This is a genomic window from Lysinibacillus sp. GW821-FHT14F06 (assembly GCF_058803665.1).
Genome location: NZ_JBXAPF010000011.1, coordinates 72,894 through 89,687 on the forward strand (window position 1 = coordinate 72,894; position 16,794 = coordinate 89,687).

Sequence of the window (16,794 nt, forward strand, 5' to 3'; positions counted from 1 at the left end):
TTTCTTCCACCATACAAGGGACCAATTTCGCCTTGGCGTAATTGTTGCTGTCGCTTCGCTTTCGCACAGATAAACAATGCGTCCAGATTTTGAATTGTGCCCGCACAATTCATACCTTTTAAAATCCGTGACATCCGCCGGAGGCTTTAGGCCAACATGATGTTGGTCACTCAGTCGTTGCCACAGGACGTGGTGTTCTTAGACTGAGTTCCGCTATTTCAGTAGGTGTTTGGACACCCACTGAAAAGGAACCAATCCGCATTCATCTCACCACCTGTAGAGGTAGGAGTCTTCTGTATCTGCCGCTATGCTTTCGATACAAAAAACATTTGCTGGATGAAGATACAGCTTTAATCTTAATGTTGGTCAATCGTTTCCTTCGGCAATGTTTTACTCATTTCACAATACTGAACAAACACACGAGCCAACTCACGTAAACGATTATGAACATCTTCATCTATAATATGATTGTCTGCATCGAAATGAGATGTATGTGTGTACACATAGTTAGGTGTAACAAGTGCACGGAAGTAGTCTAAAATCGGCTTTAATTGATTTTCTACTACTAAATGGTGTTGATAGGTACCACCATTTGCTACGATTGACACTGGTTTATAGCGCATTGTTTTCGGATGTAAGAAATCAAAGGCATTTTTCAAAACTCCTGGAATCGATGCTTGGAAAATGGGAGTGGCAATAATATATGCATCCGCTTCCTCAAATTTCTGAATCATGTTCTTCATATCATCATTTAACGGAGATCCGTCAACAATTTGATGCTTATATTGACTAAAATGCATAATTTCTAAATTGAAACTAGCATTTAATTCCTTAATATACTGTTCCACTTGCTCTAAAATAGCACCTGTTTTACGACCAAACATTGTGCCATCAACCAGTAAAATTTTCATGTTCACTTTGCCTCCACAGTCATCTTCTACAATAATATTGTAACAAATGAATAGAGACACGAAAAGCAGAGCAATAGTGAAAAACGGAAATTCAGTCTTTAGGCGGAACGCAATCACCCTCACTTTATTGATGAGGCGTATTTATTCATCCTCCCGCTGATGAAAATTCACTTCCTTATCTACAACGGTTTCCTCAATTTTATATTTATCCCGATTTATAATGACCTCTCGGTTTACTTTATCGCCCTCATCAATTGCAGAAGATAATTTGTGCTTCTCCCAATTAAATAAATCCTCCCGCGAAACATCCTCTTCCTTTATTTCAGGGAAATCTAACTTCGCTAACTCTTGTGATTGATAAATTGCAACGGGCTGCTTCTTCCCATGCAGTGCAATAACAATCATCGCTTTTGCAACCTGTGAGGCATCAATTGCCCTCGAACGTTTAAGCGGCCCCACTAATAGAGGTTTGGCTGCCTTTAACACTTTCTCTCCTGCCTTCTCACCCAAACGAAATTCCTCTCGATCACCCACTAATAATGATGGGCGTATAATAGAAAGTCTCTGTAAGCCTAGCTCTATCAGATCATGCTCTAGCTTCCCCTTTACACGATTATAATAAAATGGAGAACTCTCATTTGCCCCCATCGCTGTAATTACAAGCATATGAGGGATACCACGTTTTTTTGCTAATGAGGCGATAGCTAATGGGTATTCAAAATCAACTTTTTCGAACATTTCACGAGAACCCGCTTTTTTTATCGTTGTCCCTAAACAACAGTACAATTCATGTGCAAATTCTATGTCTTTTTCTTCTAAAGTATCAAAATCACGGATTTTCACTTCAAGCTTTGGATGTGTAAACACGGGCTTTCTTCGAGCAATAACCAAAACTGAAACATATTCATCATTTTCACATAATTGTTCCACAAGTGAGGTACCAGTTAAACCTGTAGCCCCTACAACAATTGCTGCACGCATTCCCATTGGATGTACCCCCTTCACATTCGTATACCTAACAAAACAATACTATTAAACTATCTACTTTATTTATCGGTAAAAGAAGCGTTTTTTATCACTAACTTTTTAAGGATAAAGGCTTTATCAAAGGTTATCAGACTAAAAGTGTTTTATATTCCAAATAATCTAATCCTAATTTTTACACATACTTGCCCATTATTCACCATAATTTAAATAGACAGATGAAAGGATGGGATACATTTGCAAAACGAAACTCAAGCAACAGAACTGAAAAAGACGATTGTTTTCATTATTGAAAGCTGTATTGATAAAGGGCTGTATCCTTTTGAACGGGTTGCAACGTTAGCCAAGCTATTTACAAATGAAAAAGTTTTGATATTTGTAAAAACCCCTTCAAATGATGGGATTCCAATTTTAATGCATGAAAACCTTTCTCCAATTTTATTCGACCATTTTGATGAACTATCGAAGCAAATAAAGGAACTACAACCTGATTTAATTGTAAGGGATGGTCGTAACTCTGAAAGCTGGCAAGTAGAGAATTTACGTCCATTCTGCAAGACTATACTTCACTTTGACGATTTTGGTGATGGTGGTCAAGCCTGTGACTGTGTTTTACTAGCACTTTATCAAGAAGTGAAAGATTACTTACCATCACATTATATAGGCGGTAGCTTTGTTTTCGCAGTACCTGAAGTATATCAAAACTTCAAAGATATACCAGAAAGTAAAACACCTGAAGACCCACCCCATATCGTTGTTGCTTTTGAGGATGGGGACGAGCATAACCTTACCTACCGTACTCTTCGACACTTAACGCAGCTACAAATTCCACTACAAATTACCGTGATGATTGATGATAGCTATCAACATGCAATCGAGGATTTGCAAATGATGGTGCTCAGTCGTCGCAACACAGCTATTCTTCGCGATAAAAATGCACTCCTAAAACTACTACCAAAGGCCGATGTTATGATTTGTAATGCCAATTACACACCTTATAAAGTCGCCTCATATGGCGTTCCTTGTATTACGCTTGCACAGACAGAGGCCGAGCTTCTACATGCATTTCCTCGAGAGCAGAACGGCTTTATTCATCTTGGTCTTGGCCGCAAAATGAAGCAATCACAAATTCAAAATGCTGTCATGGAGTTCCTATTACATGAGGCTCGAAGTGAAAGAGCTGTTAAAAAGCAACAACAGCTAAATCTTGTCAGTAACAATGAAACACTGCATTCCATGCTATTAGATTTCGCTTACGATCGACATAATATCGCTTCAACTTAGTGCTACTTTGAAGGTGAATATGATACAATATATTAGAATTTTTCACTTATGTATTTCACCTACTGATATTGTGATTTCAAACATGATATGTACCCGATTGATTTTAACAAATAAGCGGTGGGGGATGGGAAAAGCCTCCATCGCTTTTATACGCATTCGCAATACAAATATGTAAAAGGAGCAATCATCATGCCAACAAAAAGCGACATTGAATACCAAATTAAAGAGCTAAAAATGGATTATATAAATTTACAAGGTGATATTGAAAAACTTGAATCCACTGGTCATAATGATCAGGTGGCAAAAGCAGAGCAACGCCTTGCGAATATGGAAGCAAAACTAGCAGAGTTAAATAAACAATTAGCAGAACTTTAAGATATAAACAGGATAAATAGTTGGAGGAACATATATGGCAATATTAACAGTTGAAAATTTAGGTCATTCATTTGGTGACCGTACTCTTTTTAAGGATGTATCCTTTCGCTTAGTAGAAGGGGATCATATTGGTCTAGTAGGTGCAAACGGTGTTGGTAAGTCAACATTAATGGGCATCATTACGGGTCAAGCAATCCACGATACTGGTAAAGTTGAATGGCTACCAGGAACCCATTATGGTTATTTAGATCAACATACTGTACTGACAGCGGGTCGTACTATGCGTGATGTATTACGAGATGCCTTTCTTCCTTTATATAAAAAAGAAGAAGAACTGAATGACATTACAGGAAAAATGGCTGACGCAACACCTGAGGAATTAGAGGTGTTATTAGAGCAAATGGCTGAGGTACAGGATGCTCTTGACGCAGGTGATTTCTATACGCTTGATATGAAAATTGATGAGGTTGCACGTGGTCTTGGTCTTGACGCAATCGGCTTGGACCGTGACGTCGCTGCTCTTTCTGGTGGTCAACGTACAAAGGTTTTACTAGCAAAGTTATTACTTGAAAAACCAAAAGTATTATTACTAGATGAGCCGACCAACTATCTTGATGAAGAGCATATTACGTGGTTGAAAATCTATTTAAAGAATTATCCACACGCTTTCTTATTAATTTCGCACGATACAGAGTTTATGAATGAAACGGTGGATGTTATCTTCCAACTAGAGTTTTCTAAATTAACTCGCTATACTGCGACATATGAAAAGTTTTTAGAACTTGCTGAAATCAATAAACGTCAGCATATCGATGCTTATGAAAAACAACAGGAATTCATTAAAAAACAAGAAGATTTTATTGCGAAAAATAAAGCTCGCTACTCAACTACTGGTCGTGCAAAATCCCGCGCCAAGCAGCTTGACCGCTTAGAGCGTATCGACCGTCCTGAAACAGCTGTAAAACCTGAATTCGGTTTTAAAGAAGCTCGTTCTTCAAGTCGTTATGTGGTGGAGGCTGAAAACTTAGTTATTGGCTATGACAAGGAAAAACCATTACTGCCTCCATTGACTTTCAATATTGAGCGAGGTGAAAAAATCGCGCTTGTGGGAATGAATGGTGTAGGGAAATCTACATTATTAAAAACAATGCTTGGTAAAATCAATCCACTTGATGGAAAGGTTGTTCGTGGTGATTACCTTTATCCGTCTTACTTTGAGCAGGAAGTAAAGGCTGATAAAATTACGCCAATCGACGATGTTTGGAATGCCTTCCCTTCAATGGAGCAAGCCCAAGTTCGAGCAGCATTAGCACGTGCTGGACTTAAAACGGAGCATATTACACGCCCTCTTAACTCTTTATCTGGCGGTGAGCAAGCAAAGGTGCGCTTATGTAAGCTGATGATGGAGGAAGCAAACTGGCTAGTATTTGACGAACCAACTAACCACTTAGATGTTGATGCAAAAGACGAATTAAAACGTGCTATGAAAGACTTTAAAGGGACAATCGTACTCGTTAGCCATGAGCCTGATTTTTATGAAGGTCTCGCAACTAAAGTTTGGAACGTCCAAGATTGGTTTACTTCAGGACAACAAAGCTAATTTAATCGGGACAGTTCTAGTGTGATGTATCTATCACTTGGGACTGCCCTTTTTTTGATGGAGAAGTAATTTTGTGGCTAACCTGAGCGATTTATTTAGCGACTTGAGCAGTTTCTACAGTTACCTGAGCAATTCTTTCTGCTGTTTGAGCAGTTCTTCCACTTACCTGAGCTATTTCTTCGACTATCTGAGCACTTTCTTCAGCTATCCGAGCGGTTACTCTGACTACCTGAGCGCTTTCTTCAACTACCCGAGCGGTTACTCTGACTACCTGAGCTTTTTCTTCGACTATCTGAGCGACTCCTTCCCTATCCAAGCATTCCCCTGCTCTCCTAATCGGTCCAATTCTCCAAAAAATCCAAATAGATATTTTTTATGCATAATCACCAGTGTTTCATCATAATATAATCAGTGGAATAACTACTATATCACTTCCTTTAAATCAGACTCTCTTTCCATCTATTAGATTTACTCTCTACATCCTATGTTCTTCATACATGAATATTGGATAAACTTACATCATTGTAAGCTGAATTTACGAAACTTTTCGTTCTCTTCTGCGTATACTTTAATGTAGTTGAAAAAATAGCATTTTTCTATGAAAAAATTTTTAATTAACTATTGATTTATATATAGCTTACTAGTAAGATATATGTATAACCTATTTAACTTACTAATAAGATATTTATAAAATATAATCTAAAAAAGAAAGCGAGGAATGAAGAATGACAGTTACAATTTACTCACAAGCGAGCTGTTCTTCATCCAGAAAAGCACTTAAATGGTTAAAAGATCACAATATTGAATATAAAGAAAAACGTATTACTTCACATCCACTAACACTTGCAGAATTCAAAGAAATTTTAAGCATGACAGAAGATGGAACAGACGAAATTATTGCAACAAACTCAAATGATTTTAAAAATTTAAATATTGATATTGACCAACTTTCAATTCAAGAGCTATTTGCTATTATCCAAGCTCATCCAAGAATGCTGCGTAGCCCAATCATAATTGATGAAAAACGTATACAAGTTGGGTACAATGAAATGGACATCCGTCGTTTTATTCCACGTAAAGTACGTGCTTACGAATTAAATGCGATGACAAGATTGGCACAAGAAAGTTAAAACAGTTTTGGAGATGACCTATATGGATCAAGAAAAACAGAAAGCCATTACCTCGTTGTTTGAAGTTGTATTTTCCATTGAGCGTAAGTGGGCGAACGAGTGGAATAATCATAATGTACTCGGCTTTTCAAAATCCCATATTTTAATTTTAGACTATTTATCGCAGGAGGGTCCAAAGCGCCCTTCTGCCATTGCTGATCGGTTAAAAGTGACGACAGGCGGTGTCACTGTTTTAACAAGTAAGCTAATAAATGCTGGCTTTATTGAAAAAACACAGCACGCAACAGATAGACGAGCATCACAATTAGTGATCACTACAGAAGGCGAAAATATTTTAAAGGAATCTCGCCAGCAAGTAAGTGAAATTATCAACAATATGTTTGGTATGCTCTCAGCTGAGGAGGTTCAAACACTACGTGATATTTTTGCTAAATGTTTACTTGAGTTTGATCCAAATCGATAGGAATGACCTTTATCAAGTTTATACAATATAAAAAGGATGCATCGCAAATTATTTTGCAATGCATCCTTTTTTGATTTAGCCGTTCGAATACTTCCGTCTAAGTAATTACGCTTGGCGGCCAATTCATACTATTATGCTGGCAGCACAGCTTCTACAATTGACACATCAGACATTAGCATTTCTTTTAAACGAGCTTTTGCACGGAATAAACGAGATTTCACAGTTCCAATGGAAACTTTCATAATCGTAGAGATTTCAGCAAGTGAATATTGGTCTATGTAGAAATACCATAACGTTTTTCGATAGATGCCATCTAATTGCTCCATTTTATCCTGTACTAATTTTGTAACGATATCTTTTTCAATTTTTTCTTCAGTTGAAATATCATTGTTGGGAACCAAATCTAAAATCGGAACGTCTAATGTTTCAGGTTGGTTCATCATATATTTACTACGTCTCACTTTTTTGCGATAGCGATCTCTAAATGTATTCATCGTAATAGTTGTCAGCCAAGCTTTAATATGCTCCACTTCGGCCACGCTGTCCTCATAGCGAACAACCTTTACCCAAACTTCTTGCATTAAATCCTCAGCTTCTACATTATTGCGAGTAAGTTTTAAACATAAATGGTATATGTAACGATTAAATTCCTCATATACGCCTTCTAATTTTTCATTCATTGTGTATTCCTCCGCTTCTTGTTCTTTCTTCTATACACATTCTCGCAAAATAATGTATTACACTCTATCGTATTGGCTTTCAATTTCATTACAATCATGTAAGCTTAGATACTATCACTTGTAATATTCGTAAAAATTGTTTTACTACTATATTTCTTATCCCTAAATAACCGTTTTATCATGCCTCGCTTCCCTATTTTTTATGTTAGTTTCAATAGTATTCGTGTAAATCAATATTTTTATTTTTCTGTTATTTTAAAGGAAAAAGAAACTGCCATACCTTAATTCTTTAAGTAAATTGGCTTCTTGGAGTCAAAAACAAAATGCTGTTCTGCAAGCTGCCGAATTTATCATTGATGGCAGAGCAACAGCAAAATAAAGTAAAACTTAATCATTATGGATTTTCTCCGTCCCCCAATGATTATTAGTATTTACCAATCGGGCTCTTACGGACTGTTCATCTCCCACCTAACTTCTTTGCTCTCGCTGAATTTTGGGGTGAGCGTCTTACAGCCCGTTAATGCGGAATAAAGGATGGGATTAACTATGAAACTAAATGATAGAGTAGCTATCATAACCGGTGGCGCAAGTGGTATTGGTTAAGTTACTGTTCGCCTTTTTGTTGAAGAAGAGACCAAAGTTGTCATCGCGGATTTCTCAAATTGTGGACAAAGTATCTCAGAAGAATTAAATCAGAATGGTTATGATACACTTTCGATAACAAAAGAAGAAGATATTATAAACATAATTAATGAAACCGTTAATAAATACGTTAAGCTCAATATTATGTATGCAAATGCGGGCTGATGATGCTCCTGCACATGAACTATCCTACGAAAAACGGTTTGTTCTGGATACATTGACACTCCCCTACTTACAGCAGTAGATGTTCAACACCAGAGGAAATAGCAAAAGCTGCCCTATTTTTAACAAGTGATGATGCACTTTAAAATGGCACAACTTTGCTTGTCGATGATGGCTATACAGCCATTAATTGAACATAAGGTCTGACTCTGGAATTTTATCAGGAATCAGGCCTTATTTTATTTCTATTATATTGAAGTATCAGATTCTCCGATTACATTATGCTATACTGTTTTATTATTAGTGTGTATCGGAGGACAACAAATGATGAAAGAAGATATAACTCGTGATCTGATTATCCAAACCTCATTTAAATTATTTAATAAACAAGGCTACAATCTAACCTCTATACAGGATATTATGAATGCAACTGGATTACCAAAGGGAGCCATTTATAGACGTTTTGAGAACAAAAATGAAATTGCTATTGCTTCTTTTGTTTATTCCATGGAAATCATTTGGAAGCATTATTTTGAAGCAACGCAATTTAAAGCTTCAGCTACAGATAAATTAATAGCCATGTTTGAAATTTATCAAGATGCTGTTCACAATCCTCCAGTAGATGGTGGTTGCCCCCTTCTTAATACAGCTATCGAAAGTGATGACGGCTTCCAAGAACTTCATGAGTTAGCCGCAAAAGCCCATAACGAAACATTACATTTTATACACTCTATTATTGAGGAAGGAATTTGCTCACAGGAATTTAGCGAAGATATAGATTCCTATTCTATAGCCTCTTTTTTATTTTCTACTTTAGAGGGTGCTATTATGGCAAGTCGTTTATCCTTAAATAATGAGCACATGCTCCATAGCATTCAACAAATAAAAATACTCCTACAATACTACTCAGCTAAGAATCAAGAGGTCTAAAACTCAATTCCTCTTGTTTTTTTTATTTCCTCTTCACGAAAATGTAACAATTATTAGATTGAAAATACTAGTAAGAACATATAAGATTATTTCAGACCGGACGGTCCGGTCTGAAATAATCTTTAAGGAGAGATGATGATGGAAGTTACAATCATGCTATATGATGGAATTACAGCATTAGATGCAATTGGTCCCTATGAGGTATTTGCAGCTACACAGCAATGTAATGTGAAATTTGTTGCTAAGGAAAAAGGAATTGTAAAGCTGGATTCTAAAATGGGTTATTTACATGCAGATTATAGCTTTTCGGAAATTACATCTGCTGATATTCTTGTCGTTCCTGGTTGTAGTCCCCCTAACTACAAAAATCCAATGAATGACGAAGAAACATTAAACTGGATTTGTAAAATGCACGAGACTACTAAATGGACTACATCTGTATGCAATGGTTCATTGATTTTAAGTGCTGCTGGTTTATTGAATGATGTAGTGGCAACTAGTCACTGGGGTTCTTTTGACATTCTTCAATCGCTTGGTGCAATTCCAACAGAAGAAAGAGTTGTTCGTCAAGACAAAATAGTAACAGCGGCTGGAATCTCCTCAGGTATTGACATGGCTCTTCAATTAGTTGCTTGGGAGTTTGGAGAGGATCTTAGTAAAGGGGTTCAATTAATATTGGAATATGATCCACAACCACCCTTCGATACTGGATCAATAAAAAAAGCCCCAGCACCTTTAATTGAAAATATTAAAAAGCTACTTCATGAGCTTTCTGAGAAAGAACCTGAAATGTAATTTATATAAAAATAAAGATTGAAATATAAGAATAATCCACTTTGAAGAAAGTTTAGTCAAAATGGATTATTCTCTACAGTTTCGTACCCGATAATTGTACAGCTTAATATGTGAAAAATTATAGACCATGGTTAAGTTTTTTACACAATTAAAATTGTTTATTTCACAATCAATGAGATACATAAATCTTTAGATACAAATTAGTTAAGAAATTACGCTCTACTACTCCCTTTCTAATAACCCATTTGTGACGGATTATTAACCCTCATCAAATTCTAGAGTACTTCCTGTTTCTACTAAAGTCTTTGTATTACTTAATATCATCCACCAAGCCTTGTCGCTGTTTTCATAAGTGGAATCGCCTTCTTTCCACTGGTCATGAATGAGTGTCAATTTCGTGCATGAGCCAATAGGTTCTAAAAAATAGGAAATTCGTGACTCTAATGCATAATCATCTTCTATATATGACTTTCCAGGATAGTGAGTAAATCGAAGTAACTGATTTGGTTCATATTCCAATACATTCCCGTAAACATGCACGGTTTCATCTCCATCTACTCCAGGACCGACATACTCCAAGAGATCGCCCACTTGAAATGTAGATTTAATGACGGACCCATAATAAATTTGTTTTGTACCCTCAGGAGAGATAAGTGCCTTCCAAACTTCCTCTGGTGTACCTGAAATATAAAATTGATATTTCAAATCCTTCATAATTTTTATTCCTCCTAAAATTTTATTATGAACATGTACATTATAAAAAAATTCACTGACAAGTACGGTCAGTGAAGTGAAGTATTTTGATAATGATTGAATAACTCAAAGCTGATTGTTGCCAATTTTTCTTGCAATAAAGTTGGCTCCAAAATAGTAATAGATTTACCATAGGTAAGTAGAAAGTAAGGTACAAAGCAATGAATAGACTCTTTATCAACCTTAAAAAGAGCTTGGTCGTTTTTTCGTTCTATTAAAGCATGATGAAATAACCAATGCTGACATAAATCATCAAGCACATGCGCATTGCCTTTGATACGGACAGAAATGAGTTTTTCAAGCTGACTTGAATCAGGTAAAAGACCCTTTAAAAAGAAAGTACGTGCTGAAAACCCCAAGGGCCTATCAAATTTTTCATCTGTTCTGGATAATGATTGAATACGATCAATTCGAAAACTTCGAATTTCTTCGCGCAGATGGCAATAAGCAACTGTGTACCACTTACCTTTCCAATAAACAAGACCATAAGGATCTATGTGACGTGATTGTGGCTCAATCCCCCTATCTTTATGATAAACAATAGCTAATCTATAACTTTCGGCAACAGCCATTTCCAAATCTTGAAGATTGGATTTCAAAGACGATTCAATAGTAGGATGGATGACTTCAAATCCTCTTAAATGCCGATTGATATGATTTAATTGTTCCTCATTTGTATACATTTTTAACTTAGAAATTGCTTCATCTAACGTTTCACTAAAGGGATACCCTGCATCTATTGCAAATTTTGCAGCATGAACAAGTGCTTTTTGCTCATCCAGGTTAAAAAATAAAGGTGCCTTTGTAAACTCATTCAATAAACTGTACCCACCATTATGTCCTGCATCTGAAATGATTGGTACTCCACTTGCGCACAATGCATCAATATAGCGGTACACCGTACGAATACTGATTTCTAATTCCTCTGCTAGCTCCTTAGCAGTCAATTGTTTCCTCGTTTTGAGGAGCCATAATATAGAAAGCATATTAACCATTTTAGACATATATAGTCACTCCTTTCTCAGAAAATCAAATAGTTGTAAGAAATTAATATTAGTAAAAAATTTAATCATTAATGTAAAACTATGTTTACCTTTTGGTTAAATAACTTACAGCGTTTACTCTGAAGAACATTCTACTTTATTATAAAATATCTCGCTAAAGCTTTTAATAAAGTTGGATTAAAAACACCCCCGACTGAATACTTCTCTGAGAACAGCCACTATACTGTGAATGCTATTGCAAAAACCTGATGTGCCTTCTACTTCTTCTCGCTTTACTATTACGATATTGCCATTCCTGTAAGAAAATTATGCTATACTATTTCTATTATCGAAATAATTAGAAAGAGGGATGTTAGATGACAAATTTACAGCAACTAGATACTTACTTCGCAGAACATCGTGAGGAGCATTTGAATGAATTAATGGAATTTTTACGTATTCCTAGTATTAGCTCTTTATCTGAGCATAAAGGTGATATTCAAAATGCCGCACAATGGCTTTCTAATGCGTTTGAAAAGCTAAATCTTGAAAATATCTCCATCACTCAAACTGCTGGTCACCCTGTTGTTTACGCTGATTGGCTACATGCTGAGGGCAAACCGACTATTCTGTTTTATGGTCATTATGATGTACAACCTGTAGATCCATTAAATTTATGGGAAAGTGAGCCGTTTGATCCTACAATTCGCGACAATAAATTATTTGCTCGCGGTGCCAGTGATGATAAAGGTCAAGTGTTTATGCACCTAAAAATGATTGAAGCATTATTTGCAACTACAGGGACTTTACCTGTTAATGTTAAATTCATTTATGAAGGCGAAGAAGAGATTGGCAGTCCAAACCTTCCTACTTATGTTGAAGAATATAAGGAGAAATTAACCGCAGATTTAATTTTGATTTCAGATACAGGTCTATATGGTCCTGGAAAGCCTGCAGTATGCTATGGTTTACGTGGTTTAACAGGTATTCAAATTGACGTTCGTGGAGCTAAAAGTGATTTACATTCTGGTCTTTATGGTGGAGGCGTACAAAATGCTATCCATGCATTAGCAGAAATTTTGGCATCCTTCCGTGATGAGCATGGCACAATTCAAGTTGAAGGCTTTTACGATAAAGTATTACCATTAACTGAAAAGGAACGTGAAGCTTATCGTGCGCTTGGTTTTGATGAGGAGTCAGTGAAAGATGAGGTTGGCGTCAAGGAATTATTCGGTGAGGCTGGTTATTCCTATTTAGAGCGTACTTGGGCACGTCCGACATTAGAGGTAAATGGTGTATTTGGTGGTTTCTCAGGCGAAGGCATTAAAACAGTCCTTCCTGCTGAGGCTGGTGCGAAAATCACTTGCCGTCTTGTGCCAAATCAAGAACCCGAAGAAATTGTAGCACTGTTAAAGTCGCATGTTGAAAAACACAAGCCAATAGGTGTTGAAGTGTCAATCTCTGAATTCGATAAAGGGCGTCCATTCTTAACACCATTTGATCACCCATTCATCCAAGCTGCTGGTCGATCATATGAAAAAGTATATAACGTCCCAACTGCTTATACACGTGGCGGCGGATCAATCCCTATCGTGGCTGCCTTTGATGAAATTTTAGAATTACCAGTCGTACTTATGGGCTTTGGTTTATCTAGTGAAAATTTCCATGCACCAAATGAACACTTCCATTTAGAAAACTTCGATAAAGGACTGCGCGTTTTAAGCGATTATTTATTTGAAGTGGCTACATTACAAAAATAATTATTGGAAAATCAAAATCCCCTCTTCACTATACGCGAGGGGATTTTATGATTTTATTGACCAAAAATCGTTACAATATCTTCTGATTTTTTTCGTTCTTTTCCTTTTGGGACTTCATCAAAATAGCCAACTTGCAGCATTGCAATTACACGTTCACCAGGCTGCACTTTTAAAGCCTCACGGAATTTTGGTTGATCTAAGAAAGCAGGTGTTTTCCAGCAAGAACCAATCCCTCTATCCCATGCTAGCAATTGAATGTTTTGAATAAAGATACTCGCTGCAGCGTAATCTTCTAAACGCTCCTTTTGACGAGCATCCTCTGGAACGATGATAAAAGCATAACCACCTGCTAATGTGAATTTTGTCATTTGCTTTGTTAAGTCCTCATTAGAAAGCTCTTGCCATTTGGGTACCGTTAAATCACGCAATAAATCGTGAAGCGCAAATAATTCCTTACCACATGCAACAACTAAACGCCATGGCTCTCGATTTCCATGATTGGGTGCCCATACTGCATCATCGATAACTTCCAATAGGTCTTCACGATCTACTGGCTGCCCATTAAATTTTTTAATGGAACGACGCTGAATAATGGCATCCCTAACAGACAAAAATTGTTCGCTCATAGTATACTATCTCCTTCTATAACATTACATCGTATTATAATGAATCTCTTCTATCTTCCACATTATCACAAAATGATAAGCTTTAAAACAGCTATCTTTTTAAGCAAAACTATCATCAATATGGTAGAAATAATAAGTCATGCTTGGTGTATAAGCTGTGGAATCCTCGTAAAGATACGGTCGATTGATACTATCTGAAGTATGAGCATTCACATAAGGGACACCATTCTGAATACTTGTCACAATAACAGAATGGTCAATTCTTCCGTCACCTTGGAAATCATAAAAAATCACATCACCAATGTCCAATTCTTCAGCGGATTGAACCCGCCTCCCCTTCAGTCCAGTTTTTGAACCTTCCAAATACCATCTTAGGGAATGTGCTACAGACCAGCTAAAGCTCCAATTGCCCTGTTGAATCCACCAGCCTCTATCCCTACTCGGTGCTCCGCGCATTGGCGCTCCACCCGCAAGTAAGCATTGTGATATATAGTTCGTACAATCAACCGTAAAGTTTGGAAATGCCGGATTTCGTCTATTCCACCACAAATTTGCGTACTGTACAGCAGCCTGTCTGTTATACATTTTCGCCACGCCTTCCCTCCTTATGTTCATGATATGTAAACATAGGTATTTCTATTAATTAGGTCCTTATTAGCATAATTGATGAAAGAGGTCTGATTTAACACTATCTTTTCCAATTTTAAGATAGTTTTTGCTACAATAGGGTTAACAAAGTATAGACTTTTATTTTATGACCAGAAGGGATGTTGAATGTGAAGCAGCATGCTGAAAAGGAGATTTTACAAACCACTCTTTTATGCGATAAAAAAGGTAATTTAAATCCAGCTGCCATCGGATTTGCACGAAAGCCTCTTATAAACAGCAATTTAAGCGGCCATATCATGCGCAAAAAGAAATGGAATTATTGGTGTGTCTACGGTGATGAAATCTTATTCTCTGCGACAATCAGTCATCTAGACTACGCGGCGGTCTGCTTCGTCTATTTCCTTGAATATGAAACTCAGCGCTACTTTGAAAAAACAATAACGATTCCATTGGGCGGAAAGCTAAAAATGCCTACTCAAGTATTAGAATCAGTAACATTCAAAAATAGTGAAATGATGATTGATATGGCCTATATCCAAAATGAAACACATCTATCTGTTTCAATCCCAAACTTTGATGGAGATATTTTACGTGCAAAGCTTATCATTCAGCATCCACCTACAGATGAAACCTTAAATGTAGTCATCCCTTGGAACCGTAAAACCTTTCAATTTACCGGCAAGCATCATATACTTCCAACTTCAGGTGTTGTGACAATCGGCACTCGCCGTTTTACATTCTCTCCAGAGGAAAACTTTGCGGTTTTAGATTATGGTCGAGGAATTTGGCCACGTGAGGCTACTTGGAATTGGGGAATGGCTTCGCAGCGAGTTCGAGGTAGACGTATCGGCCTCAATTTAGGTGGAAAATGGACCGATGGAACTGGCATGACAGAGAATGCCGTTTTTGTAGATGGAAAAATGACAAAAATTCATGAGGATTTATTGTTTCATTATGATCGAGAGGATTATATGCAAAGATGGAAGATAAAGTCTAAATTCTCTAATCAAGTTTCTTTAACCTTCTCTCCCTTTTTCGAACGTGTCGCCACTACAAATGCTGGACTCGTTAAATCTGAGGTTCACCAAATGTTTGGCTATTACGCTGGCTCAATTTTACTTGATAACGGTGAAACACTCGTTATTCAGCAAATGCTTGGCTGTATCGAAGAGCATCGTGCGAAATGGTAAAGGATTATTACTAGGCTCAAGCGCGCTGATATTGATGTATCAGCGCCTCTCCCCTATTCATTCCTTTTTCTGCCCACTCAATCCAGCTATAATCTGCTCTGGATCATCTGTAAAAATTGCCCGCACACCGAGTCCCTGTAAATGCCCAGCATGCTTAACATCATTCACTGTATAAACCCGCACAATTGCTCCTTCTTGCAAAGCTCTACCAACAGATTTTCGAAATGCTGCTGGTAAACTAACATGGATTGCATTTGCTGGAATTTGAGCAGCATAGCCGTTAAAATCAATTAAAATTTCAGCAAATAAAGCTGCGGTTTCAATATATGGTGCCATCTGTGAGACAATTTGTATCGACTCATGATTAAAGGAGGATATGATCACTCTTTCTGTCATTTGATGTGCAGCAACTTCCTTCATGACAAGAGCCTCAATCCCATCATAGGGCACTACATCTGTTTTAAGCTCTATATTAATACGATGATTTGTACCTGCAAACAATTCTAATATTTCACCCAGTGTCGGGATACTTTCACCCTCAAATTCCGCAGAAAACCATGAACCAAAATCAAATGCACGCAACTGCTGTAAGGTATAATCTTTAACATAGCCACTACCATTGGATGTCCGATCAATCGTTTCATCATGAATGACCACTAGCTCGCCATCAGCTGTTACATGTACATCTAACTCGATACCTGCAATGGGAAGCCTTGCTGCTGCGCAAAATGCGGCTACCGTATTTTCTGGGTAATGTGCAGAAACGCCTCTATGTGCGAAAATATCCAAACCTATAACCTCCTATGACACCTTTTAATTTGATCAAAAAACCAATTATATATTACTTGCTTCTAAATCTAATAGTAACATAATTAGCCTATTACGCTTTCGCTTGATGGTAAATATTATATATAGTA

At 37.0% G+C, this 16,794-nt stretch carries 18 protein-coding genes and 1 pseudogene; 10 read left to right on the forward strand and 9 right to left on the reverse strand.

Translation table 11 applies throughout. The features are described from left to right. Positions 1-356: 356 nt before the first annotated feature. Both AC1RNS_RS12090 and AC1RNS_RS12095 read right to left on the reverse strand, forming a co-directional pair. A complete protein-coding gene (locus AC1RNS_RS12090) occupies positions 357-911 on the reverse strand; it encodes an NADPH-dependent FMN reductase (RefSeq protein ID WP_492992915.1) in 555 nt (184 codons plus the stop codon). A gap of 141 nt (positions 912-1,052) precedes the next feature. Continuing rightward, positions 1,053-1,898, reverse strand: coding sequence for an NAD(P)H-binding protein (locus AC1RNS_RS12095; protein WP_492992917.1), 846 nt, complete (start codon positions 1,896-1,898; stop codon positions 1,053-1,055). A gap of 234 nt (positions 1,899-2,132) precedes the next feature. Here AC1RNS_RS12095 and AC1RNS_RS12100 point away from each other — a divergent pair, with 234 nt between their 5' ends. From AC1RNS_RS12100 to AC1RNS_RS12110, 3 genes are all read left to right on the forward strand, one after another. Continuing rightward, positions 2,133-3,179 (forward strand): PseG/SpsG family protein, encoded by a 1,047-nt coding sequence (locus AC1RNS_RS12100; RefSeq protein WP_492992919.1) that lies wholly within the window; start codon positions 2,133-2,135, stop codon positions 3,177-3,179. 189 nt (positions 3,180-3,368) lie between these two features. Further along, entirely contained in the window at positions 3,369-3,554 is a 186-nt protein-coding gene (locus tag AC1RNS_RS12105; protein WP_054772075.1) for an SE1832 family protein, read from the forward strand. A 34-nt stretch (positions 3,555-3,588) separates the two neighbouring features. Further along, positions 3,589-5,154 carry an ABC-F family ATP-binding cassette domain-containing protein gene (locus tag AC1RNS_RS12110; RefSeq protein WP_492992920.1) on the forward strand — a complete coding sequence of 522 codons (1,566 nt, stop codon included), beginning with the start codon at positions 3,589-3,591 and terminating at the stop codon, positions 5,152-5,154. A gap of 91 nt (positions 5,155-5,245) precedes the next feature. Here AC1RNS_RS12110 and AC1RNS_RS12115 read toward each other — a convergent pair whose 3' ends face one another. Next, positions 5,246-5,470 carry a hypothetical protein gene (locus tag AC1RNS_RS12115; RefSeq protein ID WP_492992921.1) on the reverse strand — a complete coding sequence of 75 codons (225 nt, stop codon included), beginning with the start codon at positions 5,468-5,470 and terminating at the stop codon, positions 5,246-5,248. Between the two features lie 409 nt (positions 5,471-5,879). Between AC1RNS_RS12115 and spx the strand changes: the two genes are divergently transcribed. Next, positions 5,880-6,284: a transcriptional regulator Spx gene (spx, locus tag AC1RNS_RS12120; RefSeq protein ID WP_004225558.1), complete on the forward strand. Its 405-nt coding sequence runs from the start codon at positions 5,880-5,882 to the stop codon at positions 6,282-6,284. A 22-nt stretch (positions 6,285-6,306) separates the two neighbouring features. Further along, positions 6,307-6,747, forward strand: a complete 441-nt coding sequence (locus AC1RNS_RS12125) for a MarR family winged helix-turn-helix transcriptional regulator (RefSeq protein WP_492992923.1) — start codon at positions 6,307-6,309, stop codon at positions 6,745-6,747. 131 nt (positions 6,748-6,878) lie between these two features. Here the strand turns inward: AC1RNS_RS12125 and AC1RNS_RS12130 are convergent, their stop codons facing one another. Then, positions 6,879-7,427 (reverse strand): RNA polymerase sigma factor, encoded by a 549-nt coding sequence (locus tag AC1RNS_RS12130; protein WP_427541836.1) that lies wholly within the window; start codon positions 7,425-7,427, stop codon positions 6,879-6,881. Positions 7,428-7,973: 546 nt separating this feature from the next. Here AC1RNS_RS12130 and AC1RNS_RS12135 point away from each other — a divergent pair. From AC1RNS_RS12135 to AC1RNS_RS12145, 3 genes and pseudogenes are all read left to right on the forward strand, one after another. Next, positions 7,974-8,377: pseudogene (locus AC1RNS_RS12135) on the forward strand (SDR family NAD(P)-dependent oxidoreductase). A 178-nt stretch (positions 8,378-8,555) separates the two neighbouring features. Then, positions 8,556-9,161: a TetR/AcrR family transcriptional regulator gene (locus AC1RNS_RS12140; protein WP_492992925.1), complete on the forward strand. Its 606-nt coding sequence runs from the start codon at positions 8,556-8,558 to the stop codon at positions 9,159-9,161. Positions 9,162-9,299: 138 nt separating this feature from the next. Beyond that, positions 9,300-9,956, forward strand: a complete 657-nt coding sequence (locus tag AC1RNS_RS12145; protein WP_492992926.1) for a DJ-1/PfpI family protein — start codon at positions 9,300-9,302, stop codon at positions 9,954-9,956. A 258-nt stretch (positions 9,957-10,214) separates the two neighbouring features. Here AC1RNS_RS12145 and AC1RNS_RS12150 read toward each other — a convergent pair whose 3' ends face one another. After that, positions 10,215-10,670 carry an SRPBCC domain-containing protein gene (locus tag AC1RNS_RS12150; protein ID WP_492992927.1) on the reverse strand — a complete coding sequence of 152 codons (456 nt, stop codon included), beginning with the start codon at positions 10,668-10,670 and terminating at the stop codon, positions 10,215-10,217. Between the two features lie 68 nt (positions 10,671-10,738). Continuing rightward, the gene (locus AC1RNS_RS12155) at positions 10,739-11,713 is read right to left on the reverse strand and encodes a helix-turn-helix transcriptional regulator (protein ID WP_492992929.1); all 975 of its coding nucleotides are present in this window, start codon (positions 11,711-11,713) and stop codon (positions 10,739-10,741) included. 356 nt (positions 11,714-12,069) lie between these two features. On the opposite strand from AC1RNS_RS12155, the gene AC1RNS_RS12160 reads away from it, so the two are divergent. Beyond that, a complete protein-coding gene (locus AC1RNS_RS12160) occupies positions 12,070-13,452 on the forward strand; it encodes a dipeptidase (RefSeq protein WP_492992931.1) in 1,383 nt (460 codons plus the stop codon). Positions 13,453-13,505: 53 nt separating this feature from the next. On the opposite strand, the gene AC1RNS_RS12165 is transcribed toward AC1RNS_RS12160, so the two are convergent. Both AC1RNS_RS12165 and AC1RNS_RS12170 read right to left on the reverse strand, forming a co-directional pair. Further along, the gene (locus AC1RNS_RS12165) at positions 13,506-14,078 is read right to left on the reverse strand and encodes a nitroreductase family protein (protein WP_492992933.1); all 573 of its coding nucleotides are present in this window, start codon (positions 14,076-14,078) and stop codon (positions 13,506-13,508) included. Between the two features lie 99 nt (positions 14,079-14,177). Beyond that, positions 14,178-14,672 (reverse strand): amidase domain-containing protein, encoded by a 495-nt coding sequence (locus tag AC1RNS_RS12170; RefSeq protein ID WP_492992935.1) that lies wholly within the window; start codon positions 14,670-14,672, stop codon positions 14,178-14,180. 182 nt (positions 14,673-14,854) lie between these two features. Here AC1RNS_RS12170 and AC1RNS_RS12175 point away from each other — a divergent pair, with 182 nt between their 5' ends. Then, positions 14,855-15,877: a DUF2804 domain-containing protein gene (locus tag AC1RNS_RS12175; protein WP_492992936.1), complete on the forward strand. Its 1,023-nt coding sequence runs from the start codon at positions 14,855-14,857 to the stop codon at positions 15,875-15,877. 57 nt (positions 15,878-15,934) lie between these two features. Here the strand turns inward: AC1RNS_RS12175 and AC1RNS_RS12180 are convergent, their stop codons facing one another. Beyond that, positions 15,935-16,666 (reverse strand): glycerophosphodiester phosphodiesterase, encoded by a 732-nt coding sequence (locus AC1RNS_RS12180; RefSeq protein ID WP_492992937.1) that lies wholly within the window; start codon positions 16,664-16,666, stop codon positions 15,935-15,937. Positions 16,667-16,794 lie beyond the last annotated feature (128 nt).